We start from the raw sequence: 20,945 nt of genomic DNA, 5'->3' as shown, positions 1-20,945 counted from the left end.
GTGTCCCGTCGCCTGTTCACTTCGGAGTCCGTGACCGAGGGTCACCCCGACAAGATCGCTGACCAGATCAGCGACACCATTCTCGACGCGCTGCTGCGCGAGGACCCGGAGTCCCGGGTCGCGGTCGAGACCCTGATCACGACCGGTCTGGTGCACGTGGCCGGTGAGGTCACGACCAAGGCGTACGCGCCGATCCCGCAGCTGGTCCGGGACAAGATCCTGGAGATCGGCTACGACTCCTCGAAGAAGGGCTTCGACGGCGCCTCCTGCGGTGTGTCGGTGTCCATCGGCTCGCAGTCCCCGGACATCGCGCAGGGCGTCGACGCGGCCTACGAGGCCCGCGTCGAGGGCGACGAGGACGAGCTGGACCGGCAGGGTGCCGGTGACCAGGGCCTGATGTTCGGCTACGCGACGGACGAGACGCCCACGCTGATGCCGCTGCCGGTCTTCCTGGCGCACCGGCTGTCCAAGCGGCTGTCGGACGTGCGCAAGAACGGCACGATCCCCTACCTGCGTCCGGACGGCAAGACGCAGGTCACCATCGAGTACGACGGTGACAAGGCGGTCCGTCTGGACACGGTCGTGGTCTCCTCGCAGCACGCGTCGGACATCGACCTGGACTCGCTGCTCGCCCCGGACATCCGCGAATTCGTCGTCGAGCCGGAGCTGAAGGCGCTGCTCGACGAGGGCATCAAGCTGGAGACCGAGGGCTACCGCCTGCTGGTCAACCCGACGGGCCGTTTCGAGATCGGCGGGCCGATGGGTGACGCCGGCCTGACCGGCCGCAAGATCATCATCGACACCTACGGCGGTATGGCCCGTCACGGTGGCGGCGCGTTCTCCGGCAAGGACCCGTCCAAGGTCGACCGCTCGGCGGCGTACGCGATGCGCTGGGTCGCCAAGAACGTGGTCGCGGCGGGTCTGGCCGCCCGCTGCGAGGTGCAGGTGGCGTACGCCATCGGCAAGGCCGAGCCGGTCGGCCTGTTCGTGGAGACCTTCGGCACCGCGACGATCGACGCGGAGAAGATCGAGAAGGCGATCGAGGAGGTCTTCGACCTGCGTCCGGCCGCCATCATCCGCGACCTCGACCTGCTGCGCCCGATCTACGCCCAGACCGCGGCCTACGGCCACTTCGGCCGTGAGCTGCCCGACTTCACCTGGGAGCGCACCGACCGCGTCGACGCCCTCCGCGAGGCAGCGGGACTGTAGGTCCCGGCACTGCTCGTGAGGCCCGGCACCCTTTCGGGGGTGCCGGGCCTCGGTGCGTTCCGGGTGCGGGGCCCGTGCGCGGCCGCGCGTCGGTGTCAGTGGGGTTTGGTAAGAATGCAAGCGTGAGCAGCGAGAACGGTCAGGGGGGCGGGGGCGCGGAGGGTGCGCCGCCGGAGCAGCTCGCGCTCATCCGGGAGAGCGTGCGAAAGGCCAAGGCGCCGAGGGCCAAGCCGCGGACCTGGCGGGGGGCCGCGCTCGCCAAGGAGCGGCCCGTGGCCCGGGTGCTGGTGGACAAGGGCGTGCTGCACCTCGACCGCTACTTCGACTACGCCGTGCCCGAGGAACTGGACGCCGACGCGCAGCCCGGTGTGCGGGTGCGGGTGCGGTTCGGGGCCGGGCGGCACCGGGTGCGGGAGGGGCGCCGGGAGGGCGGCGGCCTGGTCGACGGTTTCCTGATCGAGCGGCGGGAGGAGTCGGACTACGCCGGTCCGCTGGCCGCGCTGGCGCAGGTCGTCTCGCCCGAGCCCGTCCTCGGCGAGGAGCTGCTGGGGCTGGCCCGGGCGGTCGCCGACCGGTATGCGGGCAGCCTCGCCGACGTGCTCCAGCTGGCCGTGCCGCCGCGCAGCGCACGCGCCGAGCAGCGGCCGTCGCCGGCCCCGCTGCCGCCGCCGGGCGCGCCCGGACCGGGCACCTGGGCGCGGTACGAGCGCGGGGCGGCGTTCCTGACGGCGCTGGCCTCGGGGGGCGCGCCGCGGGCCGTGTGGCACGCGCTGCCCGGTCCGGAGTGGAGCGAGGAGCTGGCCCGGGCCGTCGCCGCGACGCTCGCCTCGGGGCGCGGCGCCCTCGTCGTCGTACCGGACGGGCGGGCCGCGGCCCGCGTCGACGCGGCGCTCACCTCCCTGCTGGGGGAGGGGCGGCACGCGCTGCTCACCGCGGACGCCGGGCCCGAGAAGCGGTACCGCGAGTGGCTGGCCGTCCGGCGGGGTTCCGTGCGGGCGGTGGTCGGGACGCGCGCCGCCATGTTCGCTCCGGTGCGTGATCTCGGGCTGGTCGCCCTGTGGGACGACGGCGACGACAGTCACAGCGAGCCGCACGCGCCGCAGCCGCATGCCCGGGAGGTGCTGCTGCTGCGCGCCGCGCAGGACAAGTGCGCCTTCCTGCTGGGGGGCTGGAGCTGCACGGTGGAGGCCGCGCAGCTGGTGGAGAGCGGATGGGCCCGCCCGCTGGTCGCCGGTCGCGAGCAGGTGCGGGCCGCCGCCCCGCTCGTGCGCACCGTCGGCGACCAGGACCTGGCGCGGGACGAGGCGGCGCGGGCGGCCCGGCTGCCCACCCTGGCCTGGCAGGCGGTCAGGGAGGGGCTGCGGCACGGGCCGGTGCTGGTGCAGGTGCCCCGGCGGGGGTACGTGCCGCGGACGGCCTGCGCCCGCTGCCGGGAGCCCGCCCGGTGCCGGCACTGTGCCGGCCCGCTGGAGGCGCCGGACACCGGGGCGCTGCGGTGCGGCTGGTGCGGGCGCGGAGAGGACTCCTGGCACTGCCCCGAGTGCGGGTCGTTCCGGCTGCGCGCGCAGGTCGTGGGAGCGCGGCGGACGGCGGAGGAGCTGGGCCGGGCGTTCCCGGCGGTGCCGGTGCGGACGTCGGGGCGCGAACACGTGCTGGACACGGTGCCGGGGACCCCCGCGCTCGTGGTGAGCACCCCGGGCGCCGAGCCGGTCGCCGAGGGCGGCTACGCCGCCGCGCTGCTGCTCGACGGCTGGGCCATGCTGGGGCGGCCCGATCTGCGGGCCGGCGAGGACGCGCTGCGCCGCTGGATCGCGGCCGGCGCGCTGGTGCGTCCCCAGGGGGCCGGCGGGACGGTCGTGGTGGTCGCCGAGCCGACGCTGCGGCCCGTGCAGGCGCTGGTGCGGTGGGACCCGGTGGGACACGCGGTGCGGGAGCTTGCCGAGCGGGCGGAGCTGGGGTTCCCGCCGGTGTCCCGGATGGCGGCGGTGTCGGGGACGGCGGAGGCGGTCGCGGAGTTCCTCGGGATGGTGGAGCTGCCGCGGGAGGCCGAGGTGCTGGGGCCGGTGCCGGTGCCCGTCGCCGCTCCCGGGCGGCCCAGGCGGCCGGGAGCGCCTCCGCCGGGGGAGCAGTGGGAGCGGGCCCTGATCCGGGTGCCGCCGGGCCGTGGTGCGGCGCTGGCGGCCGCGCTCAAGGCCACCCAGGCGGCCCGGATGGCACGGGGGAGCGCGGCGCCGGTCCGGGTGCGGATCGATCCGCCGGACATCGGCTGAGGCCGGGTTCCGGGTGAGGCCGTGCCCCGGGTGGGCCGGACCGAGCGTGAGGCCGGGCTTCGCGTGAGGCCGCGTTTGGGCTGGGGGCCCGGCTCGGAGGCGGGCGGGCTGACTAAGAGGGGCGGCCGGAGCGCGCGGGGCGGCCGGGTGGGGGGCGGGCCGCCGAAGGGGGAGTCCGGAGGGCCAGGGCGGCGGCGGATCGCGGGCCGCTGCCGGGCGGCCGTAGAGGTACTGCCCTCCCGGGGCGGTGCGCCGGGAGGGCAGTACGCAGGGGGTCCGCCTCGGCGCGTCACGGAGGCGGTGCGCCGGCCGCGCGGCCGTGCGGCGGTGCGCGGTTCGGCGGTATCAGCCGTTGCGCGGGCTGGGGAACGCCGTCGGCCGGACCTCGTCGCGCAGCGCCGGGCTGCCCGCGGTCGGCTGGGTGGGCATGGAGCGGGCGGCCGGGACCGTGGGCACCGCCGGAAGGGCGGAGCCCACATCGACCGTGCGGGTGCCCGCCGGCTCCGTGCCGCGCTCCGCCTCGGCGGCCGCCTGGGCGGCGGCGCGGCGGGAGCCGTACCGGCGGTGGACGGCCTGCTTGGTGACCCCGAGGGCGGAGCCGACCGCGTCCCACGAGAAGCCGAGCGAGCGGTCGAAGTCGACGGCGGCCGTGACCAGCGTCTCGACGCTGTCCCGCAGTTCCTGGGCGAGCCGGACCGTCGGGGCGGGGGCACGGCCGTAGACGACGAAGCCCGTGGCGGGGCCGGAGCGGCGCGGGCGGTAGACGTTGCCCAGCTGGGCGGTGAGCGTGCGCAGCGCGTCCACCTGCCGGCGGACCCGCTCGATGTCCCGCACCAGCAGGTGCAGGCTGGCCCGAGCCTGGGCGTCGTGGGTTGCGTGGTCGGCCATGAACAAGCCTCTCGAACCGGCGTTGAGGAGAAAGGATCGGGCCGCGATCGCGGCCCGTGGTGGTCAACTCTTCCTTGACCAACGCGGATTCACGCCGCTGGTCACGCCCTGGGGGCGCGTGGGCGTCTGCGTACGCCCCCGTGGGTGGTTGCGCGCGGTGCGCCCGGCCTGGGGTTTCTCCGGTCGGCGGCCCGGCCCGCCGTGGTCATAGACTGGTGCGCTGCCCGACCAACTCCCGTCCGAGAGGCCCGTGCCCGCCCATGAAGCTCGTCTTCGCCGGTACCCCCGAGGTCGCCGTTCCCGCCCTGGACGCACTGCTCGCCTCCGGGCGGCACGAGGTGGCCGCCGTCGTCACCCGCCCGGACGCACCGGCGGGGCGGGGCCGCAGGCTGGTCGCCTCCCCCGTGGCCGAGCGGGCGGAGGAGGCCGGCATCGAGGTGCTGAAGCCGGCGAAGCCGCGGGACCCGGAGTTCCTGGACCGGCTGCGCGCCATCGCCCCGGACTGCTGCCCCGTCGTCGCCTACGGCGCGCTGCTGCCGCGGGTCGCCCTCGACATCCCCGCCCACGGCTGGGTCAACCTGCACTTCTCGCTGCTGCCCGCCTGGCGCGGCGCGGCTCCCGTGCAGCACTCCGTCATGGCCGGGGACGAGATCACCGGCGCCACCACCTTCCTGATCGAGGAGGGGCTCGACTCGGGACCCGTCTACGGCACCGTCACCGAGGAGATCCGCCCCACCGACACCAGCGGCGACCTGCTGACCCGGCTCGCCTTCGCCGGCGCCGGGCTGCTGGCCGCGACCATGGACGGCATCGAGGACGGCACCCTGAAGGCCGTGCCGCAGCCCGCCGACGGTGTCACGCTCGCGCCGAAGATCACCGTCGAGGACGCGCGGATCGACTGGACCGCCCCCGCCCTGCGGGTCGACCGGGTGGTGCGCGGCTGCACCCCGGCGCCGGGGGCGTGGACGACCTTCCGCGGTGAGCGGCTCAAGCTGGTCCAGGTCGCTGTGGTGCCGGAGCGGACGGACCTGGCGCCGGGCCGGCTGTCCGTCGGGAAGAACAACGTGTACGTCGGCACCGGCTCGCACGCCGTGGAGCTGCTGTGGGTGCAGGCCCAGGGCAAGAAGCCGATGCGGGCGGCGGACTGGGCGCGCGGGGTGCGGATCGCCGACGGCGAGACCGTCGGGGAGGCCGCCGGGGTCTAGTCCCCGGCTCGGCATCCGGCCCGGGGCCTGCCCCCGGCCTGACCCAGTGGTCCGGGGGGACTTGCCCCGCGGCCCGAGGCTGCGGTCGGGCATCCGGGCTCGGGGCCCGCCCCCGGCCCGGCGCAGTGGTGCGGGGGGACTTGCCTCCCCCGGACCGAGGCCACGGTCCGGCATCCGGGCCCGGGGCTTCCCCCCAGCCCGGCGCCGCGCCCCGGACGCCCCGCCCCGCCCCGGCACCGCGGCCCGGCGTCCGGGCGCCCCGGCACCGACGTAGGCTGGTCGCACACCGTACAGAGAAAACCGGAGCACTTTCTTCGTGAGCGACACCTCCCGGCGGCCCCGCAGGACCGGCAAGCCCTACCGGCGGCCCAAGAAGGACCCCGTTCGCATCCTCGCCTTCGAGGCGCTGCGCGCCGTGGACGAGCGGGACGCCTACGCCAACCTCGTGCTGCCGCCGCTGCTGCGCAAGGCGCGCGAGAAGGAGGGGCCCGAGGGGTTCGACGGGCGGGACGCCGCGCTGGCCACCGAGCTGGTGTACGGGACGCTGCGCCGGCAGGGCACCTACGACGCGGTGATCTCCGCCTGTGTCGACCGGCCGCTGCGGGAGGTCGACCCGCCGGTGCTGGACGTGCTCAGCCTCGGCGCGCACCAGCTGCTCGGCACCCGCATCCCCCCGCACGCCGCCGTGTCCGCCACCGTCGAGCTGGCCCGCGTGGTGCTCGGTGACGGGCGCGCCAAGTTCGTCAACGCCGTGCTGCGCAAGGTCGCCCAGCACGATCTGGACGGCTGGCTGGAGCGGGTCGCGCCGCCCTACGAGGACGACCCCGAGGACCACCTCGCCGTCGTCCACTCCCACCCCCGCTGGGTCGTCTCCGCCCTGTGGGACTCCCTCGGCGGCGGCCGGGCCGGCATCGAGGAACTGCTGGCGGCCGACAACGAGCGGCCCGAGGTGACCCTGGTCGCCCGCCCGGGCCGGGCCACGACCGCGGAACTCCTCGATGAGGACGCCGCCGTGCCGGGGCGCTGGTCGCCGTACGCCGTCCGGCTCACCGAGGGCGGCGAGCCCGGCGCGGTCCCGGCCGTGCGCGAGGGCCGGGCCGGGGTGCAGGACGAGGGCAGCCAGCTCGTCGCCCTGGCGCTCGCCGGCGCGCCGCTGGACGGGCCGGACGAGAAGTGGCTCGACGCGTGCGCCGGGCCGGGCGGCAAGGCGGCGCTGCTCGCCGCGCTCGCCGCCGAGCGGGGCGCCACCCTGCTCGCCTCCGAACGCCAGACCCACCGGGCCGGGCTGGTCGCCAGGGCCCTGCACGGCAACCCCGGCCCCTACCAGGTCATCGCCGCCGACGGCACCCGCCCGCCGTGGCGTCCCGGCACCTTCGACCGGGTGCTGGTGGACGTGCCCTGCACGGGGCTCGGCGCGCTGCGCCGCCGCCCCGAGGCCCGCTGGCGGCGCCGTCCGGAGGACCTGGACGGCTTCGCGCCGCTCCAGCGCGCCCTGCTGCGCACCGCCCTGGAGTCCGTCCGCGTCGGCGGCGTCGTCGGCTACGCCACCTGCTCGCCGCTGCTCGCCGAGACCCGGGCCGTCGTCGCCGACCTGCTCAAGCAGTTCCCGGACGCCGAACTGATCGACGCCCGGCCGTCCCTGCCCGGTGTCCCGGATCTCGGCACGGGACCGGACGTCCAGCTCTGGCCGCACCTGCACGGCACGGACGCGATGTACCTGGCGCTGATCCGCCGCACCGCCTGACGGACGGCGCCGCTCGCGGCACCGGGAGCGGGGGCGCGGGGCGTGGCGTCGCCGGCTGCGCCGCGCGGCCGGGACGGCCGCGACCGGCTCGTGGACGCACGGACGGTTCCCGCTCCGCGGAACGCGGTTACGGCCCGGCGCGGCGGCATGGCAGGCTTGGGTCATGGCCGTGCAGATCAACCCCAGCATCCTGTCCGCCGACTTCGCCCGTCTCGCCGACGAGGCGAAGGCGGTCGAGGGAGCCGACTGGCTCCACGTCGACGTCATGGACAACCATTTCGTCCCCAACCTCACGCTCGGCGTGCCGGTCGTGGAGTCCCTGGCCCGCGCGACGGACACCCCGCTGGACTGCCACCTGATGATCGAGGCCCCCGACCGGTGGGCACCCCAGTACGTCGAGGCGGGCGCCTCCTCCGTCACCTTCCACGTGGAGGCGGCCGCCGCCCCGGTGCGGCTGGCGCGGGAGATCCGGGCCAAGGGCGCCCGCGCCTCGATGGCGCTGAAGCCCGCCACCCCGATCGAGCCGTACGAGGACCTGCTCCCGGAGCTGGACATGCTGCTCATCATGACGGTGGAGCCGGGCTTCGGCGGCCAGGCGTTCCTCGACATCATGCTGCCGAAGATCCGCCGCACCAGGGAGCTGATCGGCAAGCACGGGCTCGAGCTGTGGCTCCAGGTGGACGGCGGCGTCTCGGCCTCCACCATCGAGCGGTGCGCCGACGCCGGCGCCGATGTCTTCGTGGCCGGATCGGCGGTCTACGGGGCATCCGACCCGGCCGAGGCGGTACGTGCACTGCGCACCCAGGCGGAGGCGGCCACCGCCAAGGCGTCGTGGGCGTGCGACCACTGAGCGTCAGGAACGTGAACGGCGCCCATCAGGGCTGATCGAGCGCGCCGGATCTGCAAGGATGAACGGCGAATCCAGAGTGTGAACAGCAGTGAGGAGATCGCCGTGTCGGGTATGTCGGCGGGCCGGTCAGCCATGCGGATGGGACCCGCTGAGCTGGTGCAGGCGGCGGCCATGGCCCGCCGCTTCTACCTCGAGGGCAAGTCCAAGATCCAGATCGCGGAGGAGTTCGGCGTCAGCCGCTTCAAGGTGGCCCGGGTCCTGGAGACCGCCCTCGAACGGGACCTCGTACGCATCGAGATCCGCGTCCCGGCCGAGCTGGACGCCGAGCGCTCCGATGCGCTGCGCGCCCGCTACGGCCTCAGGCACGCCGTCGTGGTCGAGTCCCCGGCCGAGGCGACGGAGTCACCCGACCCCGAGAACCTGGGGGAGGTGGCCGCCGACCTGCTCGGCGAGCTGGTCAACGAGGGCGACGTGCTGGGCCTGGCCTGGGGCCGCTCCACCATCCACATGGCCGCGGCGCTCGACCGGCTGCCGCCGTGCACGGTGGTGCAGCTGACGGGTGTGTACGACGCCGGGACCGCCGAGCGCGGCTCGGTCGAGGCGGTTCGGCGCGCCGCCCAGGTCTCGGGCGGTGACGCCCACCCCATCTACGCGCCGATGCTGCTGCCGGACGCGGCCACCGCGGCGGCGCTGCGGAACCAGACCGGTATCGCCCGGGCCTTCGAGTACTTCGACAAGGTCACGGTCGCCTGCGTCTCCATCGGCTCCTGGGAGCCCGGCATCTCGACGGTGCACGACATGCTCAGCGACGAGGAGCGGGCGCACTACGCCTCCCTCGGAGTGGCCGCCGAGATGTCCGCGCACCTCTTCGACGCCGAGGGCCGCCGGATCGGCCGGGACCTGGGCGAGCGGTGCATCACGGTCAAGGCCGACCAGCTGCGCCGTATCCCCGAGGTCGTGGCGATCGCGGGCGGGCAGCGCAAGGGTCCCGCGATCGACGCCGTGCTGCGCTCCGGACTGGTCACCAGCCTCGTCACGGACACCTCGGCCGCGGACTTCCTGCTGGCGGCCGGACCGGCGCCGCGGCCCGCGCTGAACCGCGCGGACCCCGACGGGAACTGACGGAGCCCGGCGGACGCCGCCCGGCGGGAAGCGGCGGCCCCTGAGCGCACCTCACCGGACAGGAACCGGCGGACCCGCGACGGACGACCGGCGGACTGACGGCGGATGACCGGCGGACCCCGCCCGGCGGGAACCGGCGGACGACCGGCGGACCCGCGACGGACGACCGGTGGACTGACGGCGGATGACCGGCGGTCGAAGCCGACGCCCCGGCGGATCCCCGGCGGATCCCCGGCGGACGACCGGCGGACCCGCGACCGCCCCCCGGCGGACGACCGCCGGACCCCGGCGGACGACGATTCGGACACCGACGGGTCCCGACGACGGGTGCCCCGGGGGCGGCCGTGCCAGCATCGGAGGCATGCTGCTGCGGTTCGTCTCCCGGGTGCTGCTCTGCCTGCTCACGCTGCTCGCCGGGTGTGCCGGCACCGAGTCCTCGGCCCCGGCCTCCGCTCCGCCGTGGGCCGAGGGCATGGCCACCGTGCGGGAGGCGGACCTGCCCGCCGAGGCCCGGGAGACGCTGGCCCTCATCGACCGGGGCGGGCCCTTCCCGTACGACCGGGACGGCGCCGTCTTCGGGAACTTCGAGCGGCTGCTGCCCGCGCACGAGCGGGGCTACTACCGCGAGTACACCGTCCGGACCCCCGGTTCGCCCGACCGCGGGGCGCGACGCCTCGTCACCGGGCGGGGCGGCGAGACCTACTACACCGACGATCACTACGACTCGTTCAGGGCGGTGCTGAGATGACGGAACGCGTGGTCACCGTCGATCTCGCCGGGGTGACCGACAAGGCGGGCCTGATGGACCGGTGCGCGCGCGCCCTCGGCCTGCCCGAGTGGTTCGGGCGCAACTGGGACGCCCTCGCCGACAGCCTCGGCGACCACACCCTGTGGCCGGAGGGCGCCGTGCAGGACGGACTGCTGGTCGTCGTACGCCACTGGCAGGAGTACGCCGCGGCACGGCCCGAGGAGTGGCGCACGGCGCGGGAGGTGTTCGCCCTGGCGGCGGACCACACGCCGGCCCTCTCCGTCACCCTCGCCCTTGGAGGAACCTCCCAACGCCTGCCCGACCAGCCTGGATGAACCGCCCGTACCTGCGGATACGGGCGACATGGGAGAATGAAGTACGTGCTCTTTCCCCCTGGCTGACCTGTCCGGGGGCCACCTCTGATCGACTGGGATGTGCAGCACGTGCGTTTCCTCAACGACCTCCAGCCCTCGTACGACCTGACGTACGACGACGTGTTCATGGTGCCCCGCCGCAGCGCGGTCGGCTCCCGCCAGGGCGTGGACCTCAGCTCCCCGGACGGCTCGGGCACCACGATCCCGCTCGTCGTCGCCAACATGACCGCCATCGCCGGCCGCCGCATGGCCGAGACGGTGGCCCGGCGCGGCGGCCTCGTCGTCATCCCGCAGGACATCCCGATCGAGGTCGTCACCGACGTCGTCTCCTGGGTCAAGAGCCGCCACCTGGTGCTCGACACACCGATCGTGCTCGCTCCCCACCAGACCGTCGCCGACGCGCTGTCCCTGCTGCCCAAGCGGGCCCACAACGCCGGGGTCGTCGTCGACGAGGAGCAGCGCCCGGTCGGCGTCGTCACCGACCGGGACCTCACCGGGGTCGACCGCTTCACCCAGCTCGAAGTGGTCATGTCCAAGGACCTGCTCCTGCTGGACGCCGACATCGACCCGCGCGAGGCCTTCAACACGCTCGACCACCACAACCGGCGCTACGCCCCGGCGGTCGACCGGGACGGCAGGCTCGCCGGCATCCTCACCCGCAAGGGCGCCCTGCGGGCCACGCTCTACACCCCTGCCGTCGACGCCCGCGGCAGGCTGCGCGCGGCCGCCGCCGTCGGCATCAACGGCGATGTGGCGGGCAAGGCCAAGCAGCTGCTCGACGCGGGCGTCGACACCCTCGTCATCGACACCGCGCACGGCCACCAGGAGTCGATGATCAGCGCCATCCGGACGGTGCGCGCGCTCGACCCGCAGGTGCCGATCGTGGCGGGCAACATCGTGTCCGCCGAGGGCGTCAAGGACCTGATCGACGCGGGGGCCGACATCATCAAGGTCGGCGTCGGCCCCGGCGCCATGTGCACCACCCGCATGATGACCGGCGTCGGCCGGCCGCAGTTCTCCGCGGTGCTGGAGTGCGCCGCCGAGGCGAAGAAGTACGGCAAGCACGTGTGGGCCGACGGCGGTGTCCGCCACCCGCGCGACGTGGCGATGGCCCTGGCCGCCGGCGCGTCCAACGTGATGATCGGCTCCTGGTTCGCGGGCACCTACGAGTCCCCGGGCGACCTCCAGCACGACGCCGACGGCCGTGCCTACAAGGAGTCGTTCGGCATGGCCTCCGCCCGTGCCGTGCGCAACCGGACCTCGGAGGAGTCGGCCTACGACCGCGCCCGCAAGGCGCTGTTCGAGGAGGGCATCTCCACCTCCCGGATGTTCCTCGACCCGGCCCGCCCGGGCGTCGAGGACCTGATCGACTCGATCATCGCGGGCGTCCGCTCCTCGTGCACCTACGCCGGTGCCGCGTCCCTGGAGGAGTTCGCCGAGAAGGCCGTCGTCGGCGTCCAGAGCGCCGCCGGCTACGCCGAGGGCAAGCCGCTGCACGCCAGCTGGAGCTGACCCGGAACCCCGCGCGAGGCCCCCGGAGAACCGGGGGCCTTTCGCGTGCCCGGCGCTCGACGGCCGGGGTCGTGGAGATCAACCTCTGCCGGGCCGAGGCACCGAGGACGCCGAGGACCGGGACGTACCGGAGCGCTTCCTGCCGACGCGCGGCATCGATTCGACGTCCTGTGCCTCGGCGTGGGCACGGCAGTCCGCGTGCGGCGGCCCGCCGCGCGCGGCTCCGGCACCGGCCCGCGGCGGCCTGCGCCGACCGCTGGACATACCCGGACGACCGGGGCGTCCGGCAGGAGCGGGCGGACTCCTGCACGTTTCTCGCCAAAAGGCCGCACCGAGCATCGGAACGCAACACTCGAAACCCCTCGTGCAACGAACTCCCGCGTCGCCGCGAGGAACGCAATGATCTTGCGGGTATGCGCAAGGTTGCTGCATTACAGGCGCAATGCCCCCGCCCATAGAGTGTCGCGCTGTACGTGGCGTGGCGGGGACCCCGCTCGGTGGGTCCCGGCTGCCGCCGGGGTGCCGCCGGTCCCCGTCCGACCTGAACGGCAGCGATAAGGAGCCAGCGCGTGCTCGACCAAGGCGCACCCCCGCACAACCCCACTCAGCCAGCCCCGGGCGTCGTCACGCGCCTGATGCGCCGCAAGCCCGTGGAACGCCTGGTCGCGGAGGGCGGTCAGGGTGAGGGCGGCTCGCTCAGGCGCTCCCTGGGACTGTGGCAGCTCACCATGATCAGCATCGGTGCCACCCTCGGCACCGGCATCTTCGTCGTCCTCGGCGACGCCGTCCCCGAGGCCGGTCCGGCGGTCACCCTGGCCTTCGTGATCGCCGGTCTGACGGCTCTCTTCTCGGCCCTGTCCTACGCCGAGCTGGCGGGCAGCATCCCGGTCGCCGGCTCCTCGTACTCGTATGCGTACGCAACGATGGGCGAGCTCGTCGCCTGGGTCTGCGGCTGGTGTCTGGTGCTGGAGTACGGCGTGTCGGTGGCTGCCGTCGCCGTCGGCTGGGGCGAGTACCTGAACGAGCTGCTGGACGGCACGATCGGCGTCACCATCCCGGGCGCCCTCTCCTCGGCGCCCGGCGAGGGCGGCATCATCAACCTGCCCGCGCTGATCGTCGTCCTGCTGGCGATGGTCTTCCTGCTCGGCGGGGTGCGCGAGTCCGCCCGCGCCAACACCATCATGGTCGCGGTGAAGATCGCGGCGCTGGTGCTGTTCTGCGCGGTCGGCTTCACGGGCTTCAAGTCCGGCAACTACGCCGACTTCATGCCGCTCGGCATGGCCGGGGTCAGCGCCGCCGGCGCCACGCTGTTCTTCTCGTACATCGGCTTCGACGCCGCCTCCACCGCCGGTGAGGAGGCGAAGGACCCGAAGAAGGACCTGCCGCGCGCGATCATGCTCTCGCTGATCATCGTCACCGCGCTGTACGTGCTGGTCGCGGCCGTCGCCGTCGGCGCCTGGAACTGGACGAAGTTCGAGGACTCCCAGGCATCCCTCGCCGCGATCATGAACGACGTCAGCGGCCAGACCTTCTGGGGCACCCTGCTCGCCCTCGGCGCGGTCATCTCCATCGCCAGCGTCGTGCTCACCGTGCTCTACGGCCAGACCCGCGTCCTCTTCGCGATGTCCCGCGACGGCCTGGTCCCCAAGGCGCTCGGCAAGGTCGACGCCAGGACGGGTGCCCCGCGACTGAACACCGTGATCGTCTCCCTGTTCTGCGGTGTCCTCGCCGCCCTGATCCCGCTCGGCAAGCTCGTCGACGCCACCAGCATCGGCACGCTGTTCGCCTTCGCCCTGGTCAACATCGCGGTGATCGTGCTGCGCTACAGGCGGCCCGAGCTGGAGCGCACCTTCAAGGTGCCGTTCGGCCCGGTGCTGCCGGTGCTGGGCTTCGCCTTCTGCGCGTACAACATGTTCAGCCTCGACACCGTCACCTGGGTGGTCTTCGGGTTCTGGATGGCCGCCGGTCTCGTGTTCTACTTCCTCTACGGCTATCGCCGGTCGCGGCTCGCCGCCCCGGAGGCCACACCGGAAGCATCACCAGAAGCGAAGTGAACCACCCCCAGTGCTGAACGATCTCGACGAACGCATCGTGCACGCCCTCGCCGAGGACGCCCGCCGCTCCTACGCGGACATCGGCCAGCTCGTCGGCCTGTCCGCGCCGGCCGTGAAACGCCGGGTGGACCGGCTGCGCGCCACCGGGGCCATCACCGGGTTCACCGTCCGGGTGGACCCCTCGGCACTCGGCTGGGAGACCGAGGGGTTCGTCGAGATCTACTGCCGCCGCAACACCTCGCCGGAGACCATCCAGCGGGGTCTGGAGCGGTACCAGGAGGTCGTGGCCGCGTCCACCGTCACCGGCGACGCGGACGCCGTCGCCCAGGTCTTCGCCTCCGACATGCGGCACTTCGAGCGGGTCCTCGAGCGCATCGCCGGGGAGCCGTTCGTCGAGCGCACCAAGTCGGTGCTCGTCCTCTCACCGCTGCTGCGCCGCTTCTCGTCGGGCTCGCCGACCTGACGGCCGTACCGTCCGCCGGTCCGCCGCCGTTCACTCCGAACGGCGGCGGACCGACGCCAGCAGGTGCCGTACGGCGAGCGCGTGACCGCCCGTGCCGACGACGAGCGACCGGTAGAGGGCGCCCGCCGGGCCGGGGAACCGGGCCCGGCTCACGGCCCGCAGCACCGTGCGGCCCGGTCCCGCCCCGTCGAGGAGGAACGTCAGGGCGTACGTCGAGAACCGGTGCCGCCCGACGAGCACGAGCTCCCGGCCCGGGTCCGCGGCGGTCACCCGGAATCCGCTGACCGTGGAACCCTCGGCCAGCGGCCGGGCACCGGACGCCGCGGGATCGGCGCAGCCGACGAGGCGGGCGAACCGCACCGCGCCGGCGCCCGCGTACGAGCGGTCGAGCACCTCGCCCAGTCCCCTCCAGACCGCTCCGGCGTCCGCCGCGACAACCGTGCGGTGTTCGTCGATGAGGGGCAGGGCGAGGCTCGCGGTGACGTCCATGAGGGTCCTCCGGCAGACGGGTGCGGCTTGTGGCCGTCAGTCTGGCGGGCCGGTGCGCCCGGCCGCGTCGTGCGCCGGGCGGACGCGGCCCGCCGTCCGGGGGAGCCGCGCGGGCGCCGGTCTCCTCCTCGCGGAGGGGGCCGGCGCCGTCCGCGCACCGGGCCGCGGTCACAGCTGGGGCCGCCACGGCGCGACCGTGAAGTCGCCCGTGCCCTTGCGGACCTTCTCGAAGGGCGCGGAACTGACGCACTTCGGCAGGTCCCGCGGCATCTGCGCCGGGCTGCCGGCCGTCGCCCAGCTGTAGCCCAGGCGGTCGCGCCGGCCCAGGTCGTGCACCGTCACCCCGACCCGCTTGCCCTCGGCGCCCGGCAGGTCGGAGTCGGTGATGACGCCGGAGACGACCGCCACGTTCCCGCCGGTGACCAGGCAGTCGACCTCGGCCTTCGCCCAGGCGCCCCAGTCGCCGCGGTAGTGGCTGAAGGAGAAGGTGCCGGTCGCCTTCATCGGGTCGGCGGAGTCCCCGGCCGCGAGATGGGCGTCGAAGGTGAACGTGATGTCGTCGCCGGCCGACCGGTACAGCTTGGCGGTGCCGGTCAGCGCGGCCGCCTCGCGGTGTCCGCCGGTGGCGCTCGCGGCCGTGGAGCCGGCCACGGCACCGCCGGCCAGGAGCAGGGCGACACCGGACGCGGCGATCTTCGTACGACGCTGCATGATGAGCCTTTCCGCAGGTGGGAGCAGGTGGTGCGAACGGGCACCACTCTTCCCGCGGACCGCTCCGGCCACATCGTCCCGCGGGCGGCACTGCGTCTCCGCCGTCCGGTGGGAAAGCCGGCGCGGCCGTATGCCCCGCGGGGGAGGGGACGTACGACGCCGGGTGCGCAACGAATCGCCGCCACGCCGCGGAGGGACGCAACGAAGCGCGCATGCGCGCGCAACGGCTCCTCCTTGTCCGGCCGAGCCCGCCGCTCGTACCGTCTATGTGGCCCCCACACCCTTCCGTCCCGGTGAGGAACACGCATGCGCATCGCCCTGCTCCAGAGCTCCGGCCGCCCCGGCTCGACCGTCGAGAACCTGAAGGTCCTCGACGAGGCCGCGGGCCGGGCCGCCGCCGCCGGCGCAGGGCTGATCGTCGCGCCGGAGATGTTCCTGACCGGCTACGCCATCGGCGACGACGTCGCGCGCCTGGCCGAGCCCGCCGACGGCGACGCGGCCGACGCGATCGCCGAGCTGGCCGCACGGCACGGACTGGCGGTCGCGTACGGCTACCCGGAGCGCGACGGCGAGACGGTGTACAACTCCGCGCAGCTGATCTCCGCCGGCGGCGCCCGCCTGGCCAACTACCGCAAGACGCACCTCTTCGGCTGCTTCGAGCGCGACCACTTCACGCCCGGCGAGCAGCCGGTGGTCCAGGCCGAGCTGGACGGCCTGCGGATCGGCCTGATGATCTGCTACGACGTGGAGTTCCCGGAGAACGTCCGCGCCCACGCCCTGGCGGGCACCGACCTGCTGCTGGTGCCGACGGCCCAGATGCACCCGTTCCAGTTCGTCGCCGAGCACCTGGTCCCGGTGCGCGCCTTCGAGAACCAGATGTACGTCGCGTACGTCAACCGGGTCGGCGCCGAGGACGAGTTCGAGTTCGTCGGGCTCTCCACCCTCGCCGGGCCCGACGGCGTCGCCCGCACCCGGGCCGGCCGCGCCGAGGAACTGGTCGTCGCCGACGTGGACCCCGTCTTCCTCGCCGCCTCCCGCGAGGGCAACCCGTATCTGGAGGACCGGCGCCCCGGCCTGTACGGGTCCCTCGTCTGACCCCCTCTCCCCGCTCGTCCCCCTCTCGTTTTTCTGTGCAAGGAGTCCGTACCCCATGACGTCCACGGTGCCCAACGCCGTCGAACACACCGACGAGCAGCAGCCGCCGATCACCATGTTCGGCCCGGACTTCCCCTACGCGTACGACGACTTCCTCGCCCACCCGGCGGGACTCGGCCAGGTCCCCGCCACCGAGCACGGCACGGAGGTCGCGGTCATCGGCGGCGGCCTGTCCGGCATCGTCGCCGCGTACGAGCTGATGAAGATGGGCCTCAAGCCCGTCGTCTACGAGGCCGACCGGATCGGCGGGCGGCTGCGCACCGTCGGCTTCGAGGGCTGCGACGAGTCCCTGACCGCCGAGATGGGCGCGATGCGCTTCCCGCCGTCCTCCACCGCCCTCCAGCACTACATCGACCTGGTCGACCTGAAGACCAAGCCGTTCCCGAACCCGCTCGCCGAGGCCACCCCGTCGACCGTCGTCGACCTGAAGGGCGAGAGCCACTACGCGCAGACCATCGACGACCTGCCGCAGGTCTACAGGGACGTCGCCCAGGCGTGGAACAAGTGCCTGGAGGAGGGCGCCGACTTCTCCGACATGAACCGCGCCATGCGCGAGCGGGACGTGCCGCGCATCCGCGAGATCTGGGCCAGGCTCGTCGAGAAGCTGGACAACCAGACCTTCTACGGCTTCCTCTGCGACTCGGAGGCCTTCAAGTCCTTCCGGCACCGCGAGATCTTCGGCCAGGTCGGCTTCGGCACCGGCGGCTGGGACACCGACTTCCCCAACTCCATCCTGGAGATCCTGCGGGTCGTCTACACCGAGGCGGACGACCACCACCGGGGCATCGTCGGCGGCTCCCAGCAGCTGCCGCTGCGCCTGTGGGAGCGCGAGCCGGAGAAGATCGTCCACTGGGCGTACGGCACCTCGCTCGCCAAGCTGCACGAGGGCGGGCAGCCGCGTCCGGCCGTGACCCGCCTGAACCGCACCGCGGGCAACCGGATCACCGTCACGGACGCGCACGGCGACATCCGCACCTACCGGGCGGCGATCTTCACCGCCCAGTCCTGGATGCTGCTGTCGAAGATCCAGTGCGACGACTCGCTCTTCCCGATCGACCACTGGACCGCCATCGAGCGCACCCACTACATGGAGTCCTCCAAGCTGTTCGTGCCCGTGGACCGGCCGTTCTGGCTGGACAAGGACGAGGAGACGGGCCGGGACGTCATGTCGATGACGCTCACCGACCGCATGACCCGCGGCACCTACCTGCTCGACGACGGCCCCGACAAGCCCGCCGTGATCTGCCTGTCGTACACCTGGTGCGACGACAGCCTGAAGTGGCTGCCGCTGTCCGCGAGCGAGCGGATGGAGGTCATGCTGAAGTCGCTCGGCGAGATCTACCCGAAGGTCGACATCCGCAAGCACATCATCGGCAACCCGGTGACGGTGTCGTGGGAGAACGAGCCCTACTTCATGGGCGCGTTCAAGGCCAACCTGCCGGGCCACTACCGCTACCAGCGGCGCCTGTTCACGCACTTCATGCAGGACCGGCTGCCCGAGGACAAGCGGGGCATCTTCCTCGCGGGCGACGACATCTCCTGGACGGCCGGCTGGGCCGAGGGCGCCGTGCAGACCGCGCTGAACGCGGTCTGGGGCGTCATGCACCACTTCGGCGGCACCACCGACCCCTCCAACCCCGGCCCGGGCGACGTCTACGACGAGATCGCGCCGGTCGAGCTGCCCGAGGACTGACCCTCCGGCCCGGGACCGTCCGCGCCCGCACCGCCGCCCGCCGCGCCCAGCGCGGCGGGCGGCGGCGCTTCGTCCCGGGACGCTCAGGCGGGCAGCGGCGTGAGCATCATGCGCCCCGCGAACCCCACGGCGGCGTCCAGCCGTTCCACGAACTCCTCGGTGAGGTCGGGCAGCCGGCGCATCGCCCACAGCGCCCGCGCCGCCGCCCAGGTCGCGTCCCGCGCCCGGTCCAGGCTCCAGGCACCGAGGAGATGGGTGAGCGGGTCGGCGACCTGGAGCAGGTCGGGGCCCGGCATCAGCTCCTCGCGGATGCGCTCCTCCAGCGTCACGAGGAGGTCGCCCACGCGGTCGAACTCGTCCTCCAGCTCGGCCGGTTCGCAGCCGAGGGCGTGACAGGCGTCCACCACGGCGAGCGCCAGGTCGTGCCCGATGTGCGCGTTGATGCCCGCCAGCGCGAACTGCAGCGGGCGTACGCCGGGATGGCGCCGGAACTGGAACAGGGGCCGCCAGCAGGCGGGCGGGCGGCGCTCCCCGGCGGCCGCCTCGACGGCCGTGAGATAGCGCTCCGCGAACCGCACGTCCAGCGTGACCGCGGCCCGCGCGTCCGGGAACCGCCCGGCGTCGATCCGCCGGTCGACCGCCTCGGTGACGGCGAGGTAGACGCGGTTGAAGACCGCGACTCCGTCCCGCGGGGGCAGGGCTGCGTCGAGGGCGCGCATCCGGGAGACGACCGCGTCGACGGGGGTGGTGAGGTGTTCCAACTGCGCCATGGGGGCAGCGTCCCAGCCCCGGGCCCGGCGGCGTGCGGCCGGGCCCGGCGCTTCCCCACAACGGGGGAACGGGTGCGTCGCACGGGAGAGTGAGCCGTGGGGGAGGCGGCGACGCGCGTGCGCGGAGCCGGGAGACCGCCCCCGTCGCGGCGTCCCGGCGCCGAGCCGCCCTGCCGCCCGCGGCCGGGCGTCACCCGCCCGTCAGGGGAGCACGTCCGGCCGCGGGCGGGGGCGTCACGACTCGGCGCGCCGGGCGGACTCGTCGTAGCTGGAGGTGCCCTCGTCGAGCAGCGGCTCCTGCGTCTTGAGGTGGGCCGGCGCGAAGGCGCGCAGCGCGTGGTAGCCGGTGATGACGACGATGGTGCCGAGGGCGATACCGCTGAGGGAGAAGGTGTCGGTGATCTCCATGGAGACGTTGCCGACGCCGATGATGATGCCCGCCGCGGCCGGCACCAGGTTCAGCGGATTGCGCAGGTCCACCTTGGCGTTGATCCAGATCTGCGCGCCGAGCAGACCGATCATGCCGTACAGGATGACGGTGATGCCGCCGAGCACCCCGCCCGGGACCGCGGCCACGACCGCGCCGAACTTGGGGCACAGGCCGAAGAGCAGCGCGAAGGCGGCGGCGGCCCAGTAGGCGGCCGTGGAGTAGACGCGGGTGGCGGCCATCACGCCGATGTTCTCGGAGTAGGTGGTGGTGGGCGGGCCGCCGACGGCGGTGGAGAGCACGGAACCGACGCCGTCGGCGGAGATGGCCGTGCCCAGCTTGTCGTCCAGCGGGTCGCCGGTCATCTCGCCGACCGCCTTGACGTGCCCGGCGTTCTCCGCGACCAGGGCGATCACGACGGGCAGCGCGACCAGGACCGCCGACCACTCGAAGGAGGGGCCGTGGAAGGAGGGCAGGCCGATCCAGTCGGCCTGGCCGACCGCGGAGAGGTCCAGACGCCAGTGGTCGGTGACCTTGCCGCTGCCGTCCACCGAGTGGATCCTGCCGAAGAGCAGGTCGAGGACCCAGGAGAGGCCGTAGCCGAAGACCAGGCCGAGGAAGATCGCGATGCGGGACCAGAAGCCGCGCAGGCAGACCACGGCCAGACCGGTGAACAGCATCACGAGCAGGGCCGTCCACTGGTCCTGCGGCCAGTAGGTGGAGGCGGTGACCGGCGCCAGGTTGAAGCCGATCAGCATCACCACCGCGCCGGTGACGATCGGCGGCATGGCGGCGTGGATGATCCGTGCCCCGAACCGCTGCACCGCGAGACCCACCAGGAAGAGCGCGGCGCCGACGACGAGCACGGCGCCGGTCACCGTGGCGCTGGTGCCGCCCTGGGCGCGGATCACCGCGGCGACGCCCACGAACGACAGCGAGCAGCCGAGGTAGCTGGGCACCCGGCCGCGGGTGGCGAGCAGGAAGACGATCGTCGCGACGCCGGACATCATGATCGCGAGGTTGGGGTCGAGCCCCATGAGCACCGGGGCCACGAAGGACGCGCCGAACATGGCCACCACGTGCTGGGCGCCGAGTCCCGCCGTACGGGGCCAGGAGAGCCGCTCGTCGGGGCGGACGACGGCACCTGGGGCCGGGGTGCGTCCGTCGCCGTGCAGTTTCCAGCGGACGCCGAGATCCATGGGGTTTCGCTTTCGTCGTACGTGCGGGTGCCGCCGACCATTGTCCCTGCCCGGAGAGGGTG

At 73.9% G+C, this 20,945-nt stretch carries 18 protein-coding genes; 13 read left to right on the top strand and 5 right to left on the bottom strand.

All coding sequences use genetic code 11. The features are described 5' to 3' along the window. Both metK and SGLAU_RS05835 read left to right on the top strand, forming a co-directional pair. A complete protein-coding gene (gene metK / locus SGLAU_RS05840; protein WP_043498952.1) occupies positions 1 to 1,209 on the top strand; it encodes a methionine adenosyltransferase in 1,209 nt (402 codons plus the stop codon). A gap of 122 nt (positions 1,210 to 1,331) precedes the next feature. Beyond that, complete coding sequence (locus tag SGLAU_RS05835; RefSeq protein ID WP_043498950.1) at positions 1,332 to 3,479, top strand: primosomal protein N'; 2,148 nt, start codon at positions 1,332 to 1,334, stop codon at positions 3,477 to 3,479. 345 nt (positions 3,480 to 3,824) lie between these two features. Here the strand turns inward: SGLAU_RS05835 and SGLAU_RS05830 are convergent, their stop codons facing one another. Continuing rightward, complete coding sequence (locus SGLAU_RS05830) at positions 3,825 to 4,367, bottom strand: hypothetical protein (protein WP_043506328.1); 543 nt, start codon at positions 4,365 to 4,367, stop codon at positions 3,825 to 3,827. A gap of 260 nt (positions 4,368 to 4,627) precedes the next feature. On the opposite strand from SGLAU_RS05830, the gene fmt reads away from it, so the two are divergent. From fmt to SGLAU_RS05785, 9 genes are all read left to right on the top strand, one after another. After that, positions 4,628 to 5,572 (top strand): methionyl-tRNA formyltransferase, encoded by a 945-nt coding sequence (fmt, locus tag SGLAU_RS05825; RefSeq protein ID WP_043498948.1) that lies wholly within the window; start codon positions 4,628 to 4,630, stop codon positions 5,570 to 5,572. Positions 5,573 to 5,888: 316 nt separating this feature from the next. Next, the gene (locus SGLAU_RS05820; RefSeq protein ID WP_043498946.1) at positions 5,889 to 7,316 is read left to right on the top strand and encodes an RsmB/NOP family class I SAM-dependent RNA methyltransferase; all 1,428 of its coding nucleotides are present in this window, start codon (positions 5,889 to 5,891) and stop codon (positions 7,314 to 7,316) included. Between the two features lie 163 nt (positions 7,317 to 7,479). Then, a complete protein-coding gene (gene rpe, locus SGLAU_RS05815) occupies positions 7,480 to 8,166 on the top strand; it encodes a ribulose-phosphate 3-epimerase (RefSeq protein WP_043498944.1) in 687 nt (228 codons plus the stop codon). A 78-nt stretch (positions 8,167 to 8,244) separates the two neighbouring features. Then, complete coding sequence (locus SGLAU_RS05810) at positions 8,245 to 9,288, top strand: sugar-binding transcriptional regulator (protein ID WP_043498942.1); 1,044 nt, start codon at positions 8,245 to 8,247, stop codon at positions 9,286 to 9,288. 361 nt (positions 9,289 to 9,649) lie between these two features. Next, positions 9,650 to 10,036 carry a ribonuclease domain-containing protein gene (locus tag SGLAU_RS05805; RefSeq protein WP_043498940.1) on the top strand — a complete coding sequence of 129 codons (387 nt, stop codon included), beginning with the start codon at positions 9,650 to 9,652 and terminating at the stop codon, positions 10,034 to 10,036. Beyond that, positions 10,033 to 10,371, top strand: coding sequence for a barstar family protein (locus tag SGLAU_RS05800; RefSeq protein WP_043498938.1), 339 nt, complete (start codon positions 10,033 to 10,035; stop codon positions 10,369 to 10,371). The genes SGLAU_RS05805 and SGLAU_RS05800 overlap by 4 nt, the downstream gene beginning before the upstream one ends. Positions 10,372 to 10,479: 108 nt before the next feature. Next, positions 10,480 to 11,922, top strand: coding sequence for a GuaB1 family IMP dehydrogenase-related protein (locus tag SGLAU_RS05795; RefSeq protein ID WP_043506327.1), 1,443 nt, complete (start codon positions 10,480 to 10,482; stop codon positions 11,920 to 11,922). 569 nt (positions 11,923 to 12,491) lie between these two features. After that, positions 12,492 to 13,976, top strand: a complete 1,485-nt coding sequence (locus SGLAU_RS05790) for an amino acid permease (RefSeq protein WP_043498937.1) — start codon at positions 12,492 to 12,494, stop codon at positions 13,974 to 13,976. A gap of 10 nt (positions 13,977 to 13,986) precedes the next feature. Then, on the top strand, positions 13,987 to 14,439 hold the full coding sequence (locus SGLAU_RS05785; protein ID WP_043498934.1) for an Lrp/AsnC family transcriptional regulator: 453 nt from the start codon (positions 13,987 to 13,989) through the stop codon (positions 14,437 to 14,439). Between the two features lie 30 nt (positions 14,440 to 14,469). On the opposite strand, the gene SGLAU_RS05780 is transcribed toward SGLAU_RS05785, so the two are convergent. Next, the gene (locus SGLAU_RS05780) at positions 14,470 to 14,928 is read right to left on the bottom strand and encodes a hypothetical protein (protein ID WP_043498932.1); all 459 of its coding nucleotides are present in this window, start codon (positions 14,926 to 14,928) and stop codon (positions 14,470 to 14,472) included. 168 nt (positions 14,929 to 15,096) lie between these two features. After that, positions 15,097 to 15,639, bottom strand: coding sequence for a hypothetical protein (locus SGLAU_RS05775; protein ID WP_043498929.1), 543 nt, complete (start codon positions 15,637 to 15,639; stop codon positions 15,097 to 15,099). Between the two features lie 306 nt (positions 15,640 to 15,945). Between SGLAU_RS05775 and SGLAU_RS05770 the strand changes: the two genes are divergently transcribed. Together SGLAU_RS05770 and SGLAU_RS05765 are read left to right on the top strand one after the other, a co-directional pair. Then, positions 15,946 to 16,734 (top strand): carbon-nitrogen hydrolase family protein, encoded by a 789-nt coding sequence (locus SGLAU_RS05770; protein ID WP_043498927.1) that lies wholly within the window; start codon positions 15,946 to 15,948, stop codon positions 16,732 to 16,734. Positions 16,735 to 16,789: 55 nt separating this feature from the next. Beyond that, positions 16,790 to 18,487: a flavin monoamine oxidase family protein gene (locus tag SGLAU_RS05765; protein WP_043498925.1), complete on the top strand. Its 1,698-nt coding sequence runs from the start codon at positions 16,790 to 16,792 to the stop codon at positions 18,485 to 18,487. An 83-nt stretch (positions 18,488 to 18,570) separates the two neighbouring features. Here SGLAU_RS05765 and SGLAU_RS05760 read toward each other — a convergent pair whose 3' ends face one another. Then, positions 18,571 to 19,257 (bottom strand): DUF5995 family protein, encoded by a 687-nt coding sequence (locus tag SGLAU_RS05760; RefSeq protein ID WP_043498923.1) that lies wholly within the window; start codon positions 19,255 to 19,257, stop codon positions 18,571 to 18,573. A gap of 234 nt (positions 19,258 to 19,491) precedes the next feature. Next, entirely contained in the window at positions 19,492 to 20,883 is a 1,392-nt protein-coding gene (locus SGLAU_RS05755) for a uracil-xanthine permease family protein (RefSeq protein WP_043498921.1), read from the bottom strand. Positions 20,884 to 20,945: the final 62 nt, after the last annotated feature.

This window comes from Streptomyces glaucescens (assembly GCF_000761215.1).
In the GTDB taxonomy this organism is placed as follows: Bacteria; Actinomycetota; Actinomycetes; order Streptomycetales; family Streptomycetaceae; genus Streptomyces; species Streptomyces glaucescens_B.
Note: the sequence above shows the minus strand (reverse complement) of the source record. Positions and strands in the feature narration are given on the sequence as shown.

Excerpts from the sequence above, each read along its gene's own strand:
- SGLAU_RS05830 (WP_043506328.1), bottom strand. The coding sequence starts at position 4,367 with ATGGCCGACCACGCAACCCACGACGCCCAGGCTCGGGCCAGCCTGCAC.
- fmt (WP_043498948.1), top strand. The coding sequence starts at position 4,628 with ATGAAGCTCGTCTTCGCCGGTACCCCCGAGGTCGCCGTTCCCGCCCTG.
- rpe (WP_043498944.1), top strand. The coding sequence starts at position 7,480 with ATGGCCGTGCAGATCAACCCCAGCATCCTGTCCGCCGACTTCGCCCGT.
- SGLAU_RS05805 (WP_043498940.1), top strand. The coding sequence starts at position 9,650 with ATGCTGCTGCGGTTCGTCTCCCGGGTGCTGCTCTGCCTGCTCACGCTG.
- SGLAU_RS05800 (WP_043498938.1), top strand. The coding sequence starts at position 10,033 with ATGACGGAACGCGTGGTCACCGTCGATCTCGCCGGGGTGACCGACAAG.
- SGLAU_RS05780 (WP_043498932.1), bottom strand. The coding sequence starts at position 14,928 with ATGGACGTCACCGCGAGCCTCGCCCTGCCCCTCATCGACGAACACCGC.
- SGLAU_RS05775 (WP_043498929.1), bottom strand. The coding sequence starts at position 15,639 with ATGCAGCGTCGTACGAAGATCGCCGCGTCCGGTGTCGCCCTGCTCCTG.
- SGLAU_RS05770 (WP_043498927.1), top strand. The coding sequence starts at position 15,946 with ATGCGCATCGCCCTGCTCCAGAGCTCCGGCCGCCCCGGCTCGACCGTC.
- SGLAU_RS05765 (WP_043498925.1), top strand. The coding sequence starts at position 16,790 with ATGACGTCCACGGTGCCCAACGCCGTCGAACACACCGACGAGCAGCAG.
- SGLAU_RS05760 (WP_043498923.1), bottom strand. The coding sequence starts at position 19,257 with ATGGCGCAGTTGGAACACCTCACCACCCCCGTCGACGCGGTCGTCTCC.
- SGLAU_RS05755 (WP_043498921.1), bottom strand. The coding sequence starts at position 20,883 with ATGGATCTCGGCGTCCGCTGGAAACTGCACGGCGACGGACGCACCCCG.